Annotated in this window: 16 protein-coding genes; 5 read left to right on the forward strand and 11 right to left on the reverse strand. The window is 59.1% G+C overall.

Annotated elements, in window-relative coordinates:
* Positions 1 to 474 precede the first annotated feature (474 nt).
* Complete coding sequence (locus LIO64_RS03625; RefSeq protein WP_290548085.1) at positions 475 to 1,206, reverse strand: uracil-DNA glycosylase family protein; 732 nt, start codon at positions 1,204 to 1,206, stop codon at positions 475 to 477.
* A 128-nt stretch (positions 1,207 to 1,334) separates the two neighbouring features.
* Here LIO64_RS03625 and LIO64_RS03630 point away from each other — a divergent pair, with 128 nt between their 5' ends.
* The 3 genes from LIO64_RS03630 (at position 1,335) to rfbA (ending at position 4,337) form a co-directional block, all read left to right on the forward strand.
* Complete coding sequence (locus LIO64_RS03630; protein WP_290548086.1) at positions 1,335 to 2,279, forward strand: 6-phosphofructokinase; 945 nt, start codon at positions 1,335 to 1,337, stop codon at positions 2,277 to 2,279.
* Between the two features lie 132 nt (positions 2,280 to 2,411).
* A complete protein-coding gene (rfbB, locus tag LIO64_RS03635; RefSeq protein WP_345779566.1) occupies positions 2,412 to 3,464 on the forward strand; it encodes a dTDP-glucose 4,6-dehydratase in 1,053 nt (350 codons plus the stop codon).
* A gap of 9 nt (positions 3,465 to 3,473) precedes the next feature.
* On the forward strand, positions 3,474 to 4,337 hold the full coding sequence (gene rfbA / locus LIO64_RS03640) for a glucose-1-phosphate thymidylyltransferase RfbA (protein ID WP_290548088.1): 864 nt from the start codon (positions 3,474 to 3,476) through the stop codon (positions 4,335 to 4,337).
* Between the two features lie 35 nt (positions 4,338 to 4,372).
* Here the strand turns inward: rfbA and LIO64_RS03645 are convergent, their stop codons facing one another.
* From LIO64_RS03645 to mce, 8 genes are all read right to left on the reverse strand, one after another.
* Positions 4,373 to 5,074 carry a hypothetical protein gene (locus LIO64_RS03645; RefSeq protein WP_290548089.1) on the reverse strand — a complete coding sequence of 234 codons (702 nt, stop codon included), beginning with the start codon at positions 5,072 to 5,074 and terminating at the stop codon, positions 4,373 to 4,375.
* A gap of 116 nt (positions 5,075 to 5,190) precedes the next feature.
* Entirely contained in the window at positions 5,191 to 6,687 is a 1,497-nt protein-coding gene (locus tag LIO64_RS03650; protein WP_290548090.1) for an acetyl-CoA hydrolase/transferase family protein, read from the reverse strand.
* 59 nt (positions 6,688 to 6,746) lie between these two features.
* The gene (locus tag LIO64_RS03655) at positions 6,747 to 7,526 is read right to left on the reverse strand and encodes a biotin--[acetyl-CoA-carboxylase] ligase (protein ID WP_290548091.1); all 780 of its coding nucleotides are present in this window, start codon (positions 7,524 to 7,526) and stop codon (positions 6,747 to 6,749) included.
* Positions 7,527 to 7,562: 36 nt separating this feature from the next.
* Positions 7,563 to 9,227: a sodium ion-translocating decarboxylase subunit beta gene (locus tag LIO64_RS03660; RefSeq protein WP_290548092.1), complete on the reverse strand. Its 1,665-nt coding sequence runs from the start codon at positions 9,225 to 9,227 to the stop codon at positions 7,563 to 7,565.
* 79 nt (positions 9,228 to 9,306) lie between these two features.
* Positions 9,307 to 9,714: a biotin/lipoyl-containing protein gene (locus tag LIO64_RS03665; protein ID WP_290548093.1), complete on the reverse strand. Its 408-nt coding sequence runs from the start codon at positions 9,712 to 9,714 to the stop codon at positions 9,307 to 9,309.
* Between the two features lie 79 nt (positions 9,715 to 9,793).
* Positions 9,794 to 10,252, reverse strand: coding sequence for an OadG family transporter subunit (locus LIO64_RS03670; RefSeq protein ID WP_290548094.1), 459 nt, complete (start codon positions 10,250 to 10,252; stop codon positions 9,794 to 9,796).
* Positions 10,253 to 10,273: 21 nt separating this feature from the next.
* Positions 10,274 to 11,839 carry an acyl-CoA carboxylase subunit beta gene (locus LIO64_RS03675; RefSeq protein ID WP_290548095.1) on the reverse strand — a complete coding sequence of 522 codons (1,566 nt, stop codon included), beginning with the start codon at positions 11,837 to 11,839 and terminating at the stop codon, positions 10,274 to 10,276.
* 31 nt (positions 11,840 to 11,870) lie between these two features.
* Positions 11,871 to 12,293, reverse strand: a complete 423-nt coding sequence (mce, locus tag LIO64_RS03680; protein WP_290548096.1) for a methylmalonyl-CoA epimerase — start codon at positions 12,291 to 12,293, stop codon at positions 11,871 to 11,873.
* 186 nt (positions 12,294 to 12,479) lie between these two features.
* Here mce and LIO64_RS03685 point away from each other — a divergent pair, with 186 nt between their 5' ends.
* Positions 12,480 to 13,997 (forward strand): TIGR03790 family protein, encoded by a 1,518-nt coding sequence (locus tag LIO64_RS03685; protein ID WP_290548097.1) that lies wholly within the window; start codon positions 12,480 to 12,482, stop codon positions 13,995 to 13,997.
* Between the two features lie 110 nt (positions 13,998 to 14,107).
* Positions 14,108 to 14,455: a 50S ribosomal protein L19 gene (gene rplS / locus LIO64_RS03690; protein ID WP_012419257.1), complete on the forward strand. Its 348-nt coding sequence runs from the start codon at positions 14,108 to 14,110 to the stop codon at positions 14,453 to 14,455.
* A gap of 176 nt (positions 14,456 to 14,631) precedes the next feature.
* Here rplS and LIO64_RS03695 read toward each other — a convergent pair whose 3' ends face one another.
* Positions 14,632 to 15,396, reverse strand: a complete 765-nt coding sequence (locus tag LIO64_RS03695) for a DUF4328 domain-containing protein (RefSeq protein ID WP_290548098.1) — start codon at positions 15,394 to 15,396, stop codon at positions 14,632 to 14,634.
* 5 nt (positions 15,397 to 15,401) lie between these two features.
* Entirely contained in the window at positions 15,402 to 17,066 is a 1,665-nt protein-coding gene (locus LIO64_RS03700; protein ID WP_290548099.1) for a discoidin domain-containing protein, read from the reverse strand.
* Between the last annotated feature and the right edge of the window lie 83 nt (positions 17,067 to 17,149).

Genomic DNA, 17,149 nt, shown 5'->3' on the forward strand with positions numbered 1-17,149 from the left:
TATGATATTTCACTTCTCCGGCCATGTATGGCGTTCGCAGAGGAAATAGTAAATCAGGAATGGCATGTCTACGGAAGTCGGGAACCGTCGGTCACTAGGGAAGAGGGAGAACGATGCCGTGCCTCTTTTGTAAAAACTTTGGTATTGTTCCCGGGATACGGTATGGATGAAGGCCGGGAGGCCTTCATTCCCAGGTGCGGTTTTTGTTCAAGAGAGGCTGTTTTGCTCAGCCCTCGATTTTTCGTTCAAATCACGCTGTTCTGTTTAACCAGGAGTGTTCTATTTATCTCACGGTGTTTTTGTTCAAACCACGGGCTTCGTTCAAGAATCCCGGTGTTCCGGTTAAACCATGGGGATGCAGTCCTCTCACCGTGTCAGATAATGGCGGCTTATTGGGAGCAAGGGCCTCCCGGCCCTTGTAAAAACCGTGGAGAAAGGCAGTCCCTTTTATGTCCATTCATTTCTCCACTCTTTTTATAAAATGCCCAGTTCCTTAAGTTGCTGGATGGGGCGTTCCGGCCAGAGTTTGTTGGCAATGGGGCTGGCGGGGCTGGGGTGGAGCAGGGTGCCGATGGTGAAGCTTTTCTCCGGCAGGCGTGCGGCGGCGTCCCTCAGTTTCTGCGTGGCGTATGCCCCTACTCCCACCAGGGTATGCGGGTTCAGGATGGTGATGAGGGAAACCAGGTGATCCATGCACACTTCATCCACGGCGGCGCGCTGTTCCACGGGCAATTTGTCCGGCGTGATGTTGGCTCCGGTGGCGCCCATCCAGATCAGAGGGCAGTAGTTGGCCACGTAATTGTGCCGGAAGAAGTTTTCCGCAGTGCCGAAAGTCTCTGCAAACAGCCCCCAGAGGCGGCGTCCGCTGACTTCCGACCGTGGGCAGTTGAAGCCGTCCACGGGACGTTTGGGATGGGTATGCTCCGGTTTGCCGACTTCTCCGCTGATTTTCAGCCAGTTGACGACCGCATCCACTTCGCCGAAGGGAACGCCCGTCTGGGCCATGCCGAAGGGGCCCGGATTCATGCCCAGGAAGAAATGGCTCTTTTCCCCGTTCCCGTAGGTGCGCACGTATTGCTCATGCGGCGCCCACGCATAGGTGAGCGGGTTGTAGGTAAAATGGACCGGGTCTCCGAACCGGAGCCGGTCCGTGCCGTCCCGGAGGGCGGCCGTGGCGTTCAGAATGGCTGCTGCGGTGTCGTTCATGTCTTCTCATCATGAAGCGTTGCCCTTTATTGCGCCAGCAAAAACTCCGCGCTTGCATTATTTGTCCGGCCCGGTAACATTTCCCCCCGGACAAGTTAATCTTATTACTTATGAGTGGAATAGCCATTATGACATCAGGCGGTGACGCCGCCGGAATGAATCCGGCGATCAGGGCGGCTGTGGATCATGCCCGCCAGCTTGGAATGAACCCGTACGTTGTCTATGACGGCCTGGAAGGCCTGATCGATGGAAAAATCAAGGAAGCCACCCGGGAACTGACCAGCGACATGATTTACAGGGGTGGAACTCTCCTCCGTTCCTCACGGTCCAAGCGCTTTTTCGATTACGAATTCCGAAAGCAGGCCTATGAACACCTGAAGTCCCGCAATATCGACAAGCTGGTCATCATGGGCGGCGACGGCTCCTTCCGCGCTCTGAACGACTTTTTCAACGATTTTGAAGTGCCCTTTGCCGGTATTCCTGCTACGATTGACAACGACATCGCCGGCACGGACTACTGCCTGGGCGTGGACACGGCCCAGAACGTGATTCTGGACTGCATCGACTCCGTCCGCGATACCGCCCGCTCCCATCACCGCGCATTCGTGATTGAGACGATGGGCAGGGAGTGCGGCTACCTGGCGATGACCACCGCCCTTTGCAGCGCGGCGGACATCTGCATTGTTCCTGAAATTCCGTACGACCTGGAATCCATTTACAAGCGCCTGCAGCCCGTCATCAATGAAGAAGGCAGCTGCATCATCGCCGTGGTGGCGGAAGGCACCCGCGTGGCGCAGTACCTGACCCGCTGGCTGACGGAACGCGCCGGCATGGACACGCGCCTGACCGTGCTGGGCCATGTACAGCGCGGCGGCTCTCCTTCCGCCCGCGACCGCCTGATGGGCACCCGCTTTGCCACCCGTGCCGTGGAAGCCCTGAACAACGGTGACATCAACCAGATCATGGTCTACCATGACGGCCAGTACGGCTATGCCTCCCTGGACTCCGTGGCCGGGCAGCAGTATTCCGTGAATCCGGATATTATCAACCTCTGCCGGGAACTGAGCTGTTAAGCTGGTTCCACGGCTCCGAGCACCGCTTTTTCACGCCCATGCCTTCCCGTTCCGGCGGCATGGGCGGATTTGTTTTGAAAAACCATGCCTCTTCTGTATGATGGCACCGTATCTTTTCCTGAAGACAGTATGATGAAAGTTATCGTTACGGGGGGCGCCGGCTTCATCGGTTCCAATCTGGTCAGGCTGCTGCTTGAGCACGGCCATGAAGTCCTGAATATTGACGCCCTGACCTATGCCGGCAATATCCATTCTTTAGATGACGCGGCAGGTTCCCCTGCCTACCAGTTCCTGCACGCCGACGTGCGGAATGCCGACCTGATGCGGCGCACCCTGCGGGAGTACGGCCCTGACTGGGTGATGCACCTGGCGGCGGAGTCCCACGTGGACCGTTCCATTGACGATCCGGGGGATTTCATGACGACCAACGTGATGGGCACCTTTTCCATGCTCCAGGCGGCCCTGGAGTATTACCGTTCCCTGGAAGGGGGGAAGAAGGAGTGCTTCCGCTTTCACCACATTTCCACGGACGAGGTATACGGTTCCCTGGGGAAGGACGGCCTGTTTACGGAGTCCACGCCGTACCGCCCCCATTCCCCGTATTCCGCCAGCAAGGCGTCCAGCGACCATCTGGTGCGCGCCTGGCATGATACGTACGGCCTGCCCGTGCTGATTACCAACTGTTCCAACAATTACGGCCCCTTCCAGTTTCCTGAAAAGCTGATCCCCGTGGTCATCCTGAAGGCGCTGGCCGGGGAGCCCATCCCCGTGTACGGCAGGGGAGAGAACGTGCGGGACTGGCTGTATGTGGTGGACCACTGCGAAGCCCTGCTGACGGTCGTCTCTTCCGGAAAACCCGGCGAGACGTACAACATCGGCGGCAATAACGAGAAAACGAATCTGGAACTGGTGGAGCTGCTGTGCTCCCATCTGGATGAGTTGCGGCCCCGTGCGGACGGCCGGAGCTACCGGGAGCAAATCACCTTTGTGCAGGACAGGCCGGGGCATGACCTGCGTTACGCGATTGACGCGTCCAAAATACGGAGGGAGCTGGGCTGGGCTCCGCGCCAGGATCATTCTTCCGGGTTCAGAAAAACCATCCAGTGGTATCTGGACCATGAGGACTGGTGGCGCGGCATCCTGTCCGGGGAATACCGCCTGGAACGTCTGGGAACCAATGGTTAGGAGATTGATATGAAAGGTATTGTTCTGGCCGGGGGGAGCGGCACCCGTCTGCATCCCGTTACGCTTTCCATCAGCAAGCAATTGCTGCCCATTTACGACAAGCCGATGGTGTATTACCCCATTTCCGTACTGATGCTGGCCGGGATACGGGAGATCCTCATCATTTCCACCCCACGGGACCTGCCCCTGTACCGGGAGCTGCTGGGGGACGGAAGCAGGTTCGGCGTATCCTTTGAATACCGGGAACAGCCCAGGCCGGAGGGGCTGGCGCAGGCCTTCCTCATCGGGGAGGAATTCATCGGCGGCGATACAGTGGCCCTGGTGCTGGGGGACAATATTTTTTACGGGCGCGGCCTGACGGAGAAACTGAGGCGCGCCGCCAGGCTGACGCGCGGAGCGACCATCTTCGGCTACCAGGTGCACGACCCCCAGCGTTTCGGCGTGGTGGAGTTCGATGAGGAGGGAAAGGCGGTTTCCATTGAGGAAAAACCGCTCAAGCCCAAGTCGGACATGGCCGTGACCGGCCTATATTTTTACGACAACCAGGTAGTGGAAATCGCCAGAAAGGTACCCAAGTCCGCCCGCGGCGAACTGGAAATCACGTCCGTGAACCAGGAGTACCTCAAGCAGGGGCTTCTGCATGTGGAAAAGCTGGCGCGCGGTTATACGTGGCTGGACACGGGCACGCACGACACCCTTCTGGAGGCTTCCATGTTCGTCCGCACTCTGGAGAACCACCAGGGGTTCAAGGTGGCGTGTCTGGAGGAAATCGCCTTCAACAACGGCTGGATTTCCCGGGAGATGCTGCGGACCCAGGCCGGAGCCATGAAGAATAACGGCTACGGCTGTTATCTGGATGAATTGGCGAAGTAGCGGCTGATGCCTGTACGGCGGACGCGTTTTTTGCCTTATTCCCGGCGTCCGCGTATTTCCGGATCCTGAAGGTCCGGGAGGGAGGCTATTCCCATCACGTTCCGGTACAGGGACCATGCCAGGAGGGCGGAGAGAACGGCCAGGGCCGCATCCAGCCCGCAGGAAAGCAGGAACACCGCATAAGGAAGGGCCGCCGCCAGGGGGGCGCACAGCCCGGACAGCATTCCCCACAGGAGAAAGAACAGGAAAAACAGGAGGCTTTGCAGCCCGTTGCAGGCGGCCAGAATGCCCCAGGCCAAGAACAGTTTTCTAGAGGGGGCCGGATAGCCGCGGGTATAGGGAAAGGCAAAAAAGGCAGTGACGGCGACCAGAAGCAGGAACATCTCCCAGGTTCTCCCCATCTCTGCATACTGGAACGTCACGGGCTGCGCCGTGAACGGAATGAGGAGGGCGTACAAGGCGGGCAGGATCGCCAGGGAGCTCAGAATGCGCGTGACATGATTGCCGCGGGCCGCGAGCAGAACCCGGCTTCCCCACAGGATGATGCATGCCAGGGAAAGGATGCCCAGCAGGGTCGCCCAGGTTCCGGCGAGCATGTACCCGGTTGCCTGCTCCGGAGAATGGAACAGGGCGGGTATAAGTATATGAAGGATTGCCACCAGGATGGATCCCGCGCCGAAAACGGCGGAGCAGGCGCGGATAAATGCCTTGACGGCGGGATAAATCATCCAGTCCATGGAGGGGAAGAGGGAAGGCAATTGCAGGTTGGAAAAAGACCGCTCCGTGTGCGGGAGCGGTCCTGTGAGTTTAACGTAAAGTCATGGGTGCCAATGCAAATGACGGCAGGCGGGAGTTACTGGTACTGGGCCCAGTCAACGTTTTTCATGTCTCCGCTCCTGGCCAGCTCGGCATGCATGCCCAAAGCGGCCCGGATGGACTGCGGAGTCTGGGCCTTGTCGCCGGACAGTTTCAGGTAATCCCAAAGGATGTTCTTGTAATCCGGATGGACGCAGTTTTCAATAATGGTCTGGGCCCTTTCTTTCGGACTCTTGCCGCGGAGGTCGGCAACACCCTGTTCGGTAATGATGATGTTGACGTCATGTTCCGTATGGTCATGGTGGGAGACCATGGGGACGATGGCGCTGATCTTGCCGTCCTTGGCAACGGACGGGCAGGTGAAGATGGAAATGTAAGCGTTGCGCGTGAAGTCGCCGGACCCGCCGATACCGTTCATCATCTTCGTGCCGCCGATGTGCGTGGAGTTGACGTTCCCGTAGAGGTCGGCTTCAATGGCGGTATTGATGGAGATGACGCCGAGGCGGCGGATTACTTCCGGGCTGTTGGATATTTCCGAGGGGCGGAGCACCAGCTTGTCACGGAAGAAGTCCATGTCCCTGTAAATGCCTTCCAGGCAGTCGTTCGTCACGGTCAGGGAACAGGCACTGCCGAATTTCACGCGGCCTTCCCGGATCAGTCCGATGACGGAGTTCTGGATGACTTCCGTGTACATTTCAAAGGCGGGAATGGTCTTGTCACGGCCCAGGGCCCCCAGCACGGCGTTTGCGATGTTGCCTACGCCGGACTGAAGCGGCAGGAAGGTGGAGGGGATAATGCCCCGTTTCATGTCGGCGGCCAGGAAATCCGCCACGTTCTGCCCGATTTTATCGGTCAGGGGGTCTGCCGCGGCAAAGGAGCGGGCTTCGTCCGGCCAGTTGGTTTCCACGATGCCTACGATCTTCTTCGGATCAACCTGGATGTAGGGTTTCCCGATGCGGTCGCTGGCTTTGTAAATGGGAATTTCACGGCGGTTGGGGGGATCCAGGGGTTCGTAAACGTCGTGCAGTCCCATGGCATTCTTGCTGTGGGCGGCGTTCAATTCCACGATGATCTTGTCGGCAAGGCGGCAAATGGTGGGAGCGATTCCGCCGGCGGCCGTCAGATAAATTTTACCGTCCGCCGTGACTTCGCAGGCTTCGATGATGGCAACGTCTACTTTGCCCATGAACCCGTAACGGACTTCCTGGGCCATCTGGGATAAATGGATGTCGTTGTAAGCGATTTCCCCGTTGTTCACCGCCTTGCGGAAATCCGCATTGGTGGTGTAAGGGGCGCGGTAGCGAATGGCCTTGGCGCGGGAAAGAACCCCGTCGCAGGAATCGCCCGTGGAAGCGCCGGTGAAGACGCTCACCTGGAAGGGGTTTCCCTTCGCGTGTTCCGCTTCCGCAATTTTTGCCAATTCAGCCGTAACAGCCTTGGCCGTCCCTGCGGGAGTGAACCCGCTCAGGCCAATGTGGTGGCCATGTTTAATCAGGCTTGCTGCTTCTTCTGGTGTTAGTTCCTTGTAACTCATGTCAGTGATTTTTGTTGGATGAAAAAGAAAGAAACTCCGTGTCAACGGAGCGGGCAGGCTCATTCTTCAATAAGCCTGTTGATCAGGTGCGCCGGAACGGTCCGGATGGCGCCGGCCGGAAGGGATAACACAGGATTGCCCTGATCGTCAATCCCTGTAAAAATTCCCCGGATGGTTTCGTCATCCGTGAGAATGGAAACCGGCCTTTGCCCGTCCCATGCACGTGCCAGTCCCTTCTGAAGAGCAGGGATGCCGCCATGGGAAAAGGTAGAGAGAATCCGGTCCAAATGACTGCTGAGGGAAACCATGACGGCGTGCAAAGAGGGGCAGTCCCGAACAAGATCCGCCAGTCTTGCGGGAGGGTCCTTGATTTCTCCAGCCAGGGAGGCCACGTCATTGAAGACATTGATGCCGATGCCGATGACGGCCATGTTTTCTGCGGGGCGTTCCACCAAGATGCCCGCCAGTTTGGATTTGCCTGCAAGCACGTCGTTGGGCCAGCGCAGGCGGGCGCAGGTAATGCCCATGCCGTGGAGCATGTTGAGCAGGGCCAGCCCTGCAACCAGGGGAAGATGGCCCCAGTACACCTGGGCCGCAGCGTCTGCGGGAGTATCCAGGGGAATGGTGAAGGAGGCCCACAGGCCGCCTTCCTCCCCTATCCATTTGCGGTTGAACCTGCCGCGTCCGCCTGTCTGCACACGGCAGACGGCAATGTGCCTTGGGGGCAGGGAGCGGGCCAGGTCGTTGGTGGAAAAAGCCTCGGCCCATTCATGATAGGTCCAGTCGCCGCATGGTCCTTCCTCCTCTGCAGGAGTGGAAAATGAGGCTGTGGAATTCATGGGAGGGGCCGAGGCCTGGAATAGGTTCTGTTCAGGTTATCTCGCCAAAGTGGCGATGTAATAGCCCGCGATAACCGCGGTGCCGATCACGCCCGCAACGTTCGGTCCCATGGCGTGCATGAGAAGGTAGTTGGAGGGATCGTACTTCTGGCCCACATTGTGGGAGACGCGGGCCGCCATCGGGACGGCGGAAACGCCTGCGGAACCGATCAGGGGGTTGACCGGATTCTTGCGCCAGATGAGGTTCATGATCTTGGCGGCGATCACGCCGCCCGCGGTGGCTACGCCGAAGGCGACGATGCCCAGCAGAATGATCAGCAGCGTTTCCTTTTGCAGGAAGCGGTCCCCCTGCATCGTGAGGCCCACGGAGGTCCCCAGGAAGATGGTGACGATGTTGATGATTTCATTCTGAGAGGCCTGCACCAGGCGTTCCGTTACCTTGCATTCGCGCAGGAAGTTGCCCAGCATCAGCATGCCGATCAGCGGAGAAGCGTCCGGAATCAGCAGGATGGTGACAATGGTGACCAGCACGGCGAAGAATAGTTTTTCACTCTTGCTGACCGTTCGCAAGGATTTCATGCGGATGACGCGCTCCTTCTTCGTGGTCAGCAGCGCCATGATGGGCGGCTGTATCAGCGGCACCAGGGCCATGTACGTGTACGCGGCCACGGCCACGGCGCCCAGCAGGTGCGGGGCCAGCTTCATCGTCAGGAAGATGGAGGTGGGACCGTCAGCACCGCCGATGATGCCGATGGAGGCGGCTTCATTCGGGTTGAAGCCCATGAACAGGGCCATGAAGAACGTGGCGGCCACGCCCACCTGGGCCGCGGCGCCCAGAAGAAGGGTGCGCGGTGCGGCAAGCAGCGGGCCGAAGTCCGTCAGGGCTCCCACGCCCAGGAAGATGATGGGCGGGAAAATTTCAGCCTTGATGCCCAGCCCGATCCAGTCGTACAGGCCGCCATGGATGGAGGTGACCAGTAGTTCCTGGGTGTGCTGGCCCACAGCCACGTATTTGCCCGCGGCGGAAACCACCAGGGGTTCCAGCTTCTGCGTTTTCAGGTCCACCGGAACCTGGTTGCCTTCCGTGTCAAAGTAATTGACGCCCTGCTGGCGGATAACGGTGGTGGTGCCTCCGCCGGTGAGCAGGTAGACCGGATCGTTGCCGTTGGCTTCCGTCACGTTCTGGAAATCCTTCAGGTTGGGATCCACCGTCAGGCTGTCGTCACCCAGAAGGGCGGCGTCCGCCTTGGCTTTTTCCTGGGATTCCCGCACGGACTTGATCTGGGAAACGGTCAGCGGGCTGCCGGGGTAAACCTGCATGGGCTGCTGCATGTTTTCCAGATACTGGGCGCGGGCTTCAGGCGTGGTCAGGTTGGCCGGCACCTTGACAGGCGCCTGCTGAAGCGGAGCCACATGAACGCGCAGGTAGCCCACGTTGTTCAGGGACGTGGCGGTTACTTCCCCCTTTTCATTGGAGGAAATGACCTGCTGGTTCAGCTGGGTGATGAGCATTCCGTTGTCCGGAATGTTGGCGATGAGGGCGCCAAAGGCAATCGGAACCATCAGGAGCGGTTCATATTGCTTGGCCACACCCAGATACAGGAGCAGGATGGCAATACCCCACATCCCTACCATTTGCCATGATAGGGAGAAGACGCCCATGCCCTGTAAAAAGGTGATTAATGAATCAAGAAGACCCATATGGAATTATTCTTGTAGCGGTTTGTAGTCTGAGCCGGAGTCCGGAACCGTTGCCGGTACCGGGCTGCTGCCGCCGGGATTAACCGATCTTGGCCAGCGCCTGTCCTTCCTGAACCGTGTCGCCCGCGTTCACGCAGAAGGCGGTGAGCGTACCGGAGGCGGGAGCGTAGATGATGGTGTTCATCTTCATGGCTTCCAGGGTCAGGATCTGGTCTCCGGCCTTCACGGGGGTGCCTGCGGCCACGTCCAGGGAAACGACCTTGCCGGCAAGCGGGCTGGGGACGTCGCCTGCGCCGGCGGCGGCAGGTGCGGGAGCCGGGGCAGGAGCGGGCGCCGGAGCGGCAACGGGGGCGGAAGCCGCAGGAGCAGGGGCCGGGGCAGGAACAGGAGCGGGCGCGGGAGCCGCCGTGGTGGAGGATACCTGGTCCAGGAGTTCTACGGATACGTCAAATACCTTGCCGTCAACGGTGATGCGAAGTTTCTTCATAATAATGTATGGTATGGAATGTTAAGTTAAATGGTTCCCGCCGGAAGGGCGGGGGATAAGGGTGAATAGTACAAGTGGCTCAATGGGTAGGCCGGATGCGGTGGGAGGCGAAGATTTCCGCCCTTCCCGCTGCCGCATAGCCGGAGCCCGGGGATTGCTTGATTTCCACGATGCGGTGGCTCAGGCCGTCCAGGCCCGCGTCCACGGCGGCGGAGATGACGGCCACCATTTCCGGCGTAAGCTCCGTCATGGCGGAGTCCACGGCGGCGGAGAGGATGGCGAGCATTTCCGGAGTCATTCCCGGCTTTCCCGCTGCCGCGGAAGCGGCGGCAGGAGCAGGTACGGGAGTGGAAACGGGTGCGGCGGCCCTGGCTTTGGCCTTGTTCTGAATGGAGGCGGCAATGGAGCCGCTGATGGTCAGAATGACGGCCAGGCCACCCAGGCACATCATGACCACCATGATGCCGACAAGCTGGTAGTCCAGATTGTCCATGATGTTGGCCATGCCCTGTGCAAAGGCGAGTGCTGTGAGTAACATATGAATCCGTTAAGATGGATGTTAAAGCGGAATGTTGCCGTGCTTCTTGGCGGGACGCACTTCCTTCTTGTTCAGCAGGGTGCGCAGGGCAAAGGCGATCTTGGCGCGGGTTTCTTCCGGATTGATGACTTCCGTGATCTGGCCCATGCCGGCCGCAACGTACGGGTTGTAGAAGGCTTCCCGGTATTCTTCCAGAAGCTCTCCCTGGCGCTTGGCCTTTTCCGCCGGGTCTTCCACCGCTTTCAGTTCACGGCCGTAAAGCACCGGAACGGCGCCTTCCGCCCCCATCACGGCGATTTCCGCACCGGGCCAGGCGAAGACGGCGTCCGCGCCCAGGTCCTTGCAGCACATGGCGATGTAGGCGCCGCCGTAGGCCTTGCGCATGATCAGGGTGACCTTGGGCACCGTGGCCTGGGAGTAGGCGAAGATGAGCTTGGCGCCGTGGCGGATGATGCCACCGCGTTCCTGGTTCTTGCCGGGCAGGAAGCCGGGCACGTCCACCAGGTTCACCAACGGAATGTTGAAAGCGTTGCAGAAACGGATGAAGCGGGCGGCCTTGTCGGAAGAGTCGATGTCCAGGCAGCCGGCCTTTACGTTGGGCTGGTTGGCGATGATGCCGACCACTACGCCGCAGACGCGGCCGAAGCCGACGACGACGTTCTTGGCAAAGTCCTTGTGCACTTCCAGGAAGTCCCCGTTATCCACCAGGCGGGAGATGATGGGCTGCACGTCCAGAGGCGTGCGGTTGTCCCCGGGAATGAGGTCGCTCATGCCTTCGTCCGCGCTCAGGTCAAGCGGGGTGTCCAGCTTGTGGGGCGGTTCTTCCGTGTTGTTGGAAGGAAGGAAGGAAAGGAGCCTCTTCAGGATGTCCATGGCGTGCGCGTCGCTGTCCGCCACAAAGTGGACGTTTCCGGAAACGGAAGCATGGATGGCCGCGGAGCCGATGTCGTCCATCGTGCACTTTTCATACGTGACCTGTTCAATCACCTTGGGACCGGTGATGTACATGCCGGCGTTGCCGGAATTGCGCATGATGATGAAGTCCGTCAGGGCGGGGGAATAGGCTGCGCCGCCTGCGCAGGGCCCCAGGATCATGGAGATCTGCGGAACCACGCCGGAAGCCAGCACGTTGTTGTAGAACACCTGGGCATAGCCGGACAGGGCCGCCACGCCTTCCTGCAGGCGCGCGCCGCCGGAGTCGTTCACCGTCACCATCGGGATGCCGGCCTTCAGGGCGTACTTCTGGGCATCCGCGATTTTCATGGCGTGCATGTAGCCGAGGGAGCCGCCCTGGGCCAGGAAGTCGGAAGCGGCGCAGGCGACCGGACGGCCGTTCACCAAGCCGAAGCCGGAAACGACGCCGTCACCGGGGATTTCCTTCTTGCCCATGCCGAAGTTGTGGCAGTTGTGGCGCACATGCATGCCGATTTCCGAGAAGGTGCCTTCTTCAAAAAGGTACCCCATGCGGTCACGGGCGGTCATTTCGCCCTTTTCGTGTCTCTTGTCGATCTTTTCCTGACCGCCGCTGAGGATAACCTTCCTGCGGCGGTTGTTCAGATCGTCAATCAATTTGGGATCAATAGCCATTGGTATAGTGGTATGGTGGATTCGGAGAATGTTACTTGCCGCATCCGCAGCTGCCGGGGTGCTGGCAGAATTCAGTCAGTACGCCGAAGGTGCATTTGGGGTGCAGGAAGGTGACCTGCGTATTGTGCGCGCCGGGAACGGGCGGATCGTTCAGCACGGTCAGGCCTGCGTTCTTGGCCTGGGAGATGTTGTCAGCAATATCGTTGGTCTTGAAAGCGATGTGGTTGATGCCTTCCCCTTTTTTCTCAATAGCCTTGGCGATGGCGCTTTCCGGAGAGGTGGGTTCGAGCAGTTCGATATGGACTCCGGCAACGTCAAACATGGCGACGCGCACCTTTTGCGTGGGCACTTCCTCAATGTGGGGCTCTCCGAGGCCGAGTGCGTCACGATAATAGGGAATGGTGGCGTCAAGGCTCTTGACGGCGATGCCGATATGGTCAATTTGTTGAATCATATGCGTATGATGGTTGTAGGGAATGCAGGTGGAAGCCTGCAATACATCAGGAGCCATTAAAGCGGATTTTTTTTAGATGTGAAGCGAAAAGCGGAAAAATGGCGAAATCGCGGCCGCTCCGTTTCACCTGCTTGATTGCCCCGGAAGATCAGGTATGGTAGGGGCATGTTCAAGAGGGGATTATCTGTGTTATTCTTTCTGGCGGCGTGGCTTTCCGCTGCTCCGGCTTATGAGTTGCAGCCCGCGCATGTGGCCGTGGTTTACAATGGGAAGTCGGAGCTGAGCCGCCGCATGGCCAGGGAGTATGCGCAGGCGCGCGGCGTACCGGAAGAGAACCTGGTTGCCCTGGACTGTCCCACGGCCAATGAGATTTCCCGGAAGGAATATGAGGACCTTGTCCGCGCCCCCCTGCTGCGGACGGCACGGGAGCAGCGGTGGTGGACGCCTTCCGGCATTGCCTCCGCCCCCATGATGGACCGGAAGATTTTTGCGCTGGTGCTGATGGCGGACCTGCCGATGAAGATAAGGCATGAAACGCCCGTGCCCCCTCCCGGGAAGGATATCAACCAGATGCAGACGGACCGCGCCGCCGTGGATTCCGAGCTGGCGCTGCTGGCCGTGGACGGCTATGAGAAAAAGTCCTGGTTGAGGAACCCTTATTTTGACAAAAAGGAGGATTTTGTGGGGGCCGGTTTTCCCACGTTTCTGGTGTGCCGCCTGGACGGCCTGACGGCGGATACCTGCATGCGGCTGGTCAGGGAACCCGCCGCCGTGGAGAAGAATGGCCTGTGGGGCTGGGCCGTGGTGGACCGGGGCGGTCCCTACGCCCAGGGAGACCAGTGGCTGGACGCGGTGTTCCGGCGCGTGCGGGAGGCGGGCATTCCCGCTTACCTGGACGATTGGCCCCAGACCCTGCCGGAGAAATTCCCGCTGAGCCGGGACACCGCGCTTTACTGCGGCTGGTACACGGGAAATGCGAACGGTCCGTTCACGGATCCCTCCTTCCGCTTCCGGCCCGGAGCGGTAGCCATGCACCTGCATTCCTACAGCGCCTCCGATTTCAAGGTTCCCGGCAGGGGGTGGAGTTCCGCGCTGCTGGAGAAGGGGGCGGACGTGACGGTGGGGAACGTATATGAGCCGTTCCTGGGCGCCTGCCACCGCTTTGACATTTTTGTGGACCGGCTGCTGGACGGCTATACCGTGGCGGAAGCTTCCTGGATGAGCATGCCGGTGCTGTCCTGGCAGGGGGTAGTGTTCGGGGATCCCCTGTACCGTCCGTACGCCCGCATGAAGGACATGGACGTGAAACCGACGGAGGAGGACCGCTATTTCCAGGGCTGGTGGGCTTCCCTCGTGCAGTTCGGAGACCGCTGGCAGGACCGTTCCGCGCGCCTGGCGGAGTCCGCCCGGAAGGCCCCCTCCTCCTGCCTTTATGAAGCGCTGGCCCTGGAATACCTGTACCGGAAGGATCCGGGACAGGCCGGCAAGCTGGTTTCCACGGCGCTGGCCGGAGCTTCCGACGACCGCACCCGCAGCCGTCTTCTGCTGGAATCCCTGCTGGTGGACCGCGTCCAGGGCGGGGACAAGGCGTGCCTGCTGCGGATGGACGGTGTCCGCGCCCTCATGTCTTCCTCCGCCTTCCTTCCGGCGCTGGAGGAATGGCGCCGCAGGCTGTCCCCTCCGCCGGCCCCTCCGAAAAAATAAAATTGAGGCCGTACGGCAAATTTGGATTGCCTTTTAGGGGATTATGGCCCATATTCTGCGTCCCGTAAGTTTTCCTTTTACTGATATTCACCAGCAATAGATAACACAAGATGAACATTATCAACAAAATCGAGCAAGAGCAACTCAAGGCGGATGTGACCCCATTTAACGTAGGTGATACCATCAAGGTTCACACTCGTGTTATTGAAGGCGGCAAGGAACGTATCCAGATTTTCCAGGGCATCGTGATCGCCAAGCGCGGTTCCGGCATCAATGAAGCTTTCACGGTCCGCAAGATTTCCTACGGTGAAGGCGTGGAACGCGTGTTCCCCCTGCACACCCCCCGCATCGCCAAGATTGAAGTCGTGAACCGCGGCAAGGTCCGCCGTGCCAAGCTTCACTACCTCCGCGGCCGTATCGGCAAGGATGCCATGATCGTGAAGTCCGCCAACCGGTAATCGGAAAAATTGCTATTTTTGCTGGCCCGGCCCGCCGTGAGGCGAGGCCGGGTTTTTATATTCCTGTGGCGTGGATGTTTCAGGGGAAGAAGGGCGGGATGATTCCTTTTTTCCTAGGGAAGTAAAGGGAAGAGGGAGCTCCGTCCGTCACTTTTTCCTGACGGCGGCTTGTTGATCTATTTTGCCGCCAGCGGCAGCATTTTTCTGCTGCGGAAATCAAGATAAAACACCATCAAGGTGGAAAACAGGATGCCCAACATCAGGACGATGCCGTTATAAATAAAGGTATCCTTCACGGACAGGACAATGGACTGGAAGCCTTCCTGAATGCTTTCCAGACTCAGGGAATCCTTTTCCTCGTTCCATTCCTGGAACACGTTCATGAAAGTCATGAGAGGGAGGAAAAAGGTACCGAGGAATGTCAACAGGGTGACTGGCACGCTAACAGCCCAGGCTGTCCAGATGAGAACGGCCCCTCCAGTCCGGCTACTACCCGTGGAAAGAACGGAATTGATGTTAAGCAGGGCTTCCAAGGGTCTCCACAGGTTGACAATGGGAAGGAAGAAGGAAAGGATGCATTCTCCCGGACTCATGCGCATGAGAGTTCCTCCGACGCGCCGGGCATCCGCGGCCAGACGGTAAATCATCAAAAACCAGCAGACCAAGCATCCCAGGGAGGCCAGGGAAAGCAAGTACGCCAGATTGGCGTTCCATGCCGGGGAATAGGAAACATATTCCGGTTGTCCCCCTGTTTGCCCGGAAACTGCGTCGGAAATGAGCTGGTTGATCATTTCCCTGAGGGTGTCCTGTATCTGTGAGACCTGGAAGAAAATGACGTGGGCTGTTCCGGCAATGAGGACCAGGGAAAATATTCCCAGAAGAATAGGCAGCGCTTTTCCTGACCTGAAAAGAAGACGCTGTTGATGGACGGAAGATGCCATGGATATTATTCCATTTCTTCCGGAGCAGCGGCGGCTTCCGGTGGTGCCTGTTCTTCAGGGCCGTAGGCTTCCACCTCCGTCAGAGCCAGCGGATGGGCCGGATTGGTGGATTCCACGCGCAGGGCGCGCGCCTTGACCGGAGCGTCCAGTTTCCAGGTGGTGACATTGGTGGATTTTTCCGAAGGAGTGGTGGTGAAGGTTTTTTCCGCAAGCACCTTCTTGTCATTGTCGTACAGCAGCACCTTGAATTCCTCCATGGTGCCCAGCAGGGTCAGGTTGGCCGGCGTGTAAATGACTATTTTTTCCACAGTGCGGTTGGTTTCCGGGCCAAAGTCAATGCCGAACCAGGCAGTTTTTCCTTCTACGACGCCGGTGGCGCTGATGGAAACGTCGGAAAGTTCGGAGCTGGTGTTGCCGTCAATGGCCTTTTCCGGACCATAGGCACTCAGCATATTGCGGTTGGAGCTCTGGCGGGCCTTGACGCCGGGTTGAAGGCTCCAGTTCACTTTTCCGGGTTCTGCGGAAGGTTTGGGAGCCGCCGGCACGGCTGCCGGACGCGGGGACGGAGCAGGCGCGAGGGCTGAGGGTTCGGCAATAGCCGGGGCGACGGGTGCGGGAACTGCCGGAGCATGGCGGCGGATTTCCCTGTTTGCCTTTCTCGCTGCATCCGCCTTGGCGTTGTTCTCCTTCTGCACCTGCTCATTATAATCAGTGCGCATTCTGGCTACATCCTTCTTGTACAGGATGCAGGTGTAAGTCAGCACGATGCCTATGATCAGGGTCGGGATGAGATAGTAATAAATATTGGATTGTCCTTTTTGCGTGTTCAGGACGGGAACCGCCTGGGAGGAAGGCTTTGCAGGGATGGCGGCTGCGTTTCTTCCCACAGGGTTGGCAATGGCCTTGTCCAGGTCCGTGATGAAATCCCCCATGTTCCGGTAGCGTTCCCGTGTGTCCGGATTGATGGCGCGGGAGACTACGGCGTCCACGGCGTCACTGCACTTGATCAGGGTGGACGGCATGGCGAAGCCCGCTTCCATCGGCGTCTTGCGGGTCAGCAGAATGTAAAGCGTCAATCCCAGCGCGTAAATGTCCATGCCCGGCGTGAAAGCGGCTTCCGCCCCGGTGACCCATTCCGGAGAGGCAAAATCCCCCATGTCCACCGGGGGCTGGGCTGGATAAATGTTGATGGGGAGCAGCAGGGCGTCTCCGCCGTCCGCACGCAGGGAAATCAGCTTGGGCGTGATGCCCCCGTGAAAAATGCCTTTCCGGTGCAGCGTCAGCAGGCCTTCCGCCATGTTGCGGACCATGTTGAGCGCCGCCTGGGGAGGAATCTGGGGCACGGCTTCCATGTCCGCCAGGCGCGGGTAGGGGGCATGTTCGGAAATGATGAAGGTGAACGGACCTGCCTGCCCCACTTCATAAACGCGCAGAAGACCCTGGTGTGCCTGTTCCACGATGGTGAGGGAACGGACGATGAATTCCGGATCCCAGCCGAAAACGCTGGCCTCTTCCGTGGGGACCAGCCGCAGCATGACGGGAGCGAAGTTGGATTTCAGGGTTGCTGTGAAAATCTGCTGGGGACCTTTGGTCCCGGTAAGCCGGATGTTTTCCAGCTGGGGGAAGAGCTCGGAGATTTGGTCCATGGGAAGGGAGTCGTTGGCGGGCATGGAAGAGGAATGTAGAATAGTATTGGGCGGCAGTCTACCTTAAATCCCCCGCCGGAAGCAACTCTATAAGCGGGCATATTTTG

Origin of the sequence: Akkermansia sp. (assembly GCF_020860705.1) — a bacterium.
Lineage (GTDB): Bacteria > Verrucomicrobiota > Verrucomicrobiia > Verrucomicrobiales > Akkermansiaceae > Akkermansia.

Excerpts from the sequence above, each read along its gene's own strand:
- rfbA (WP_290548088.1), top strand. The coding sequence starts at position 3,474 with ATGAAAGGTATTGTTCTGGCCGGGGGGAGCGGCACCCGTCTGCATCCC.
- rplS (WP_012419257.1), top strand. The coding sequence starts at position 14,108 with ATGAACATTATCAACAAAATCGAGCAAGAGCAACTCAAGGCGGATGTG.
- LIO64_RS03665 (WP_290548093.1), bottom strand. The coding sequence starts at position 9,714 with ATGAAGAAACTTCGCATCACCGTTGACGGCAAGGTATTTGACGTATCC.
- LIO64_RS03660 (WP_290548092.1), bottom strand. The coding sequence starts at position 9,227 with ATGGGTCTTCTTGATTCATTAATCACCTTTTTACAGGGCATGGGCGTC.
- LIO64_RS03650 (WP_290548090.1), bottom strand. The coding sequence starts at position 6,687 with ATGAGTTACAAGGAACTAACACCAGAAGAAGCAGCAAGCCTGATTAAA.
- LIO64_RS03655 (WP_290548091.1), bottom strand. The coding sequence starts at position 7,526 with ATGAATTCCACAGCCTCATTTTCCACTCCTGCAGAGGAGGAAGGACCA.
- LIO64_RS03700 (WP_290548099.1), bottom strand. The coding sequence starts at position 17,066 with ATGCCCGCCAACGACTCCCTTCCCATGGACCAAATCTCCGAGCTCTTC.
- LIO64_RS03695 (WP_290548098.1), bottom strand. The coding sequence starts at position 15,396 with ATGGCATCTTCCGTCCATCAACAGCGTCTTCTTTTCAGGTCAGGAAAA.
- LIO64_RS03645 (WP_290548089.1), bottom strand. The coding sequence starts at position 5,074 with ATGGACTGGATGATTTATCCCGCCGTCAAGGCATTTATCCGCGCCTGC.
- rfbB (WP_345779566.1), top strand. The coding sequence starts at position 2,412 with ATGAAAGTTATCGTTACGGGGGGCGCCGGCTTCATCGGTTCCAATCTG.
- LIO64_RS03670 (WP_290548094.1), bottom strand. The coding sequence starts at position 10,252 with ATGTTACTCACAGCACTCGCCTTTGCACAGGGCATGGCCAACATCATG.
- mce (WP_290548096.1), bottom strand. The coding sequence starts at position 12,293 with ATGATTCAACAAATTGACCATATCGGCATCGCCGTCAAGAGCCTTGAC.
- LIO64_RS03625 (WP_290548085.1), bottom strand. The coding sequence starts at position 1,206 with ATGAACGACACCGCAGCAGCCATTCTGAACGCCACGGCCGCCCTCCGG.
- LIO64_RS03630 (WP_290548086.1), top strand. The coding sequence starts at position 1,335 with ATGACATCAGGCGGTGACGCCGCCGGAATGAATCCGGCGATCAGGGCG.
- LIO64_RS03675 (WP_290548095.1), bottom strand. The coding sequence starts at position 11,839 with ATGGCTATTGATCCCAAATTGATTGACGATCTGAACAACCGCCGCAGG.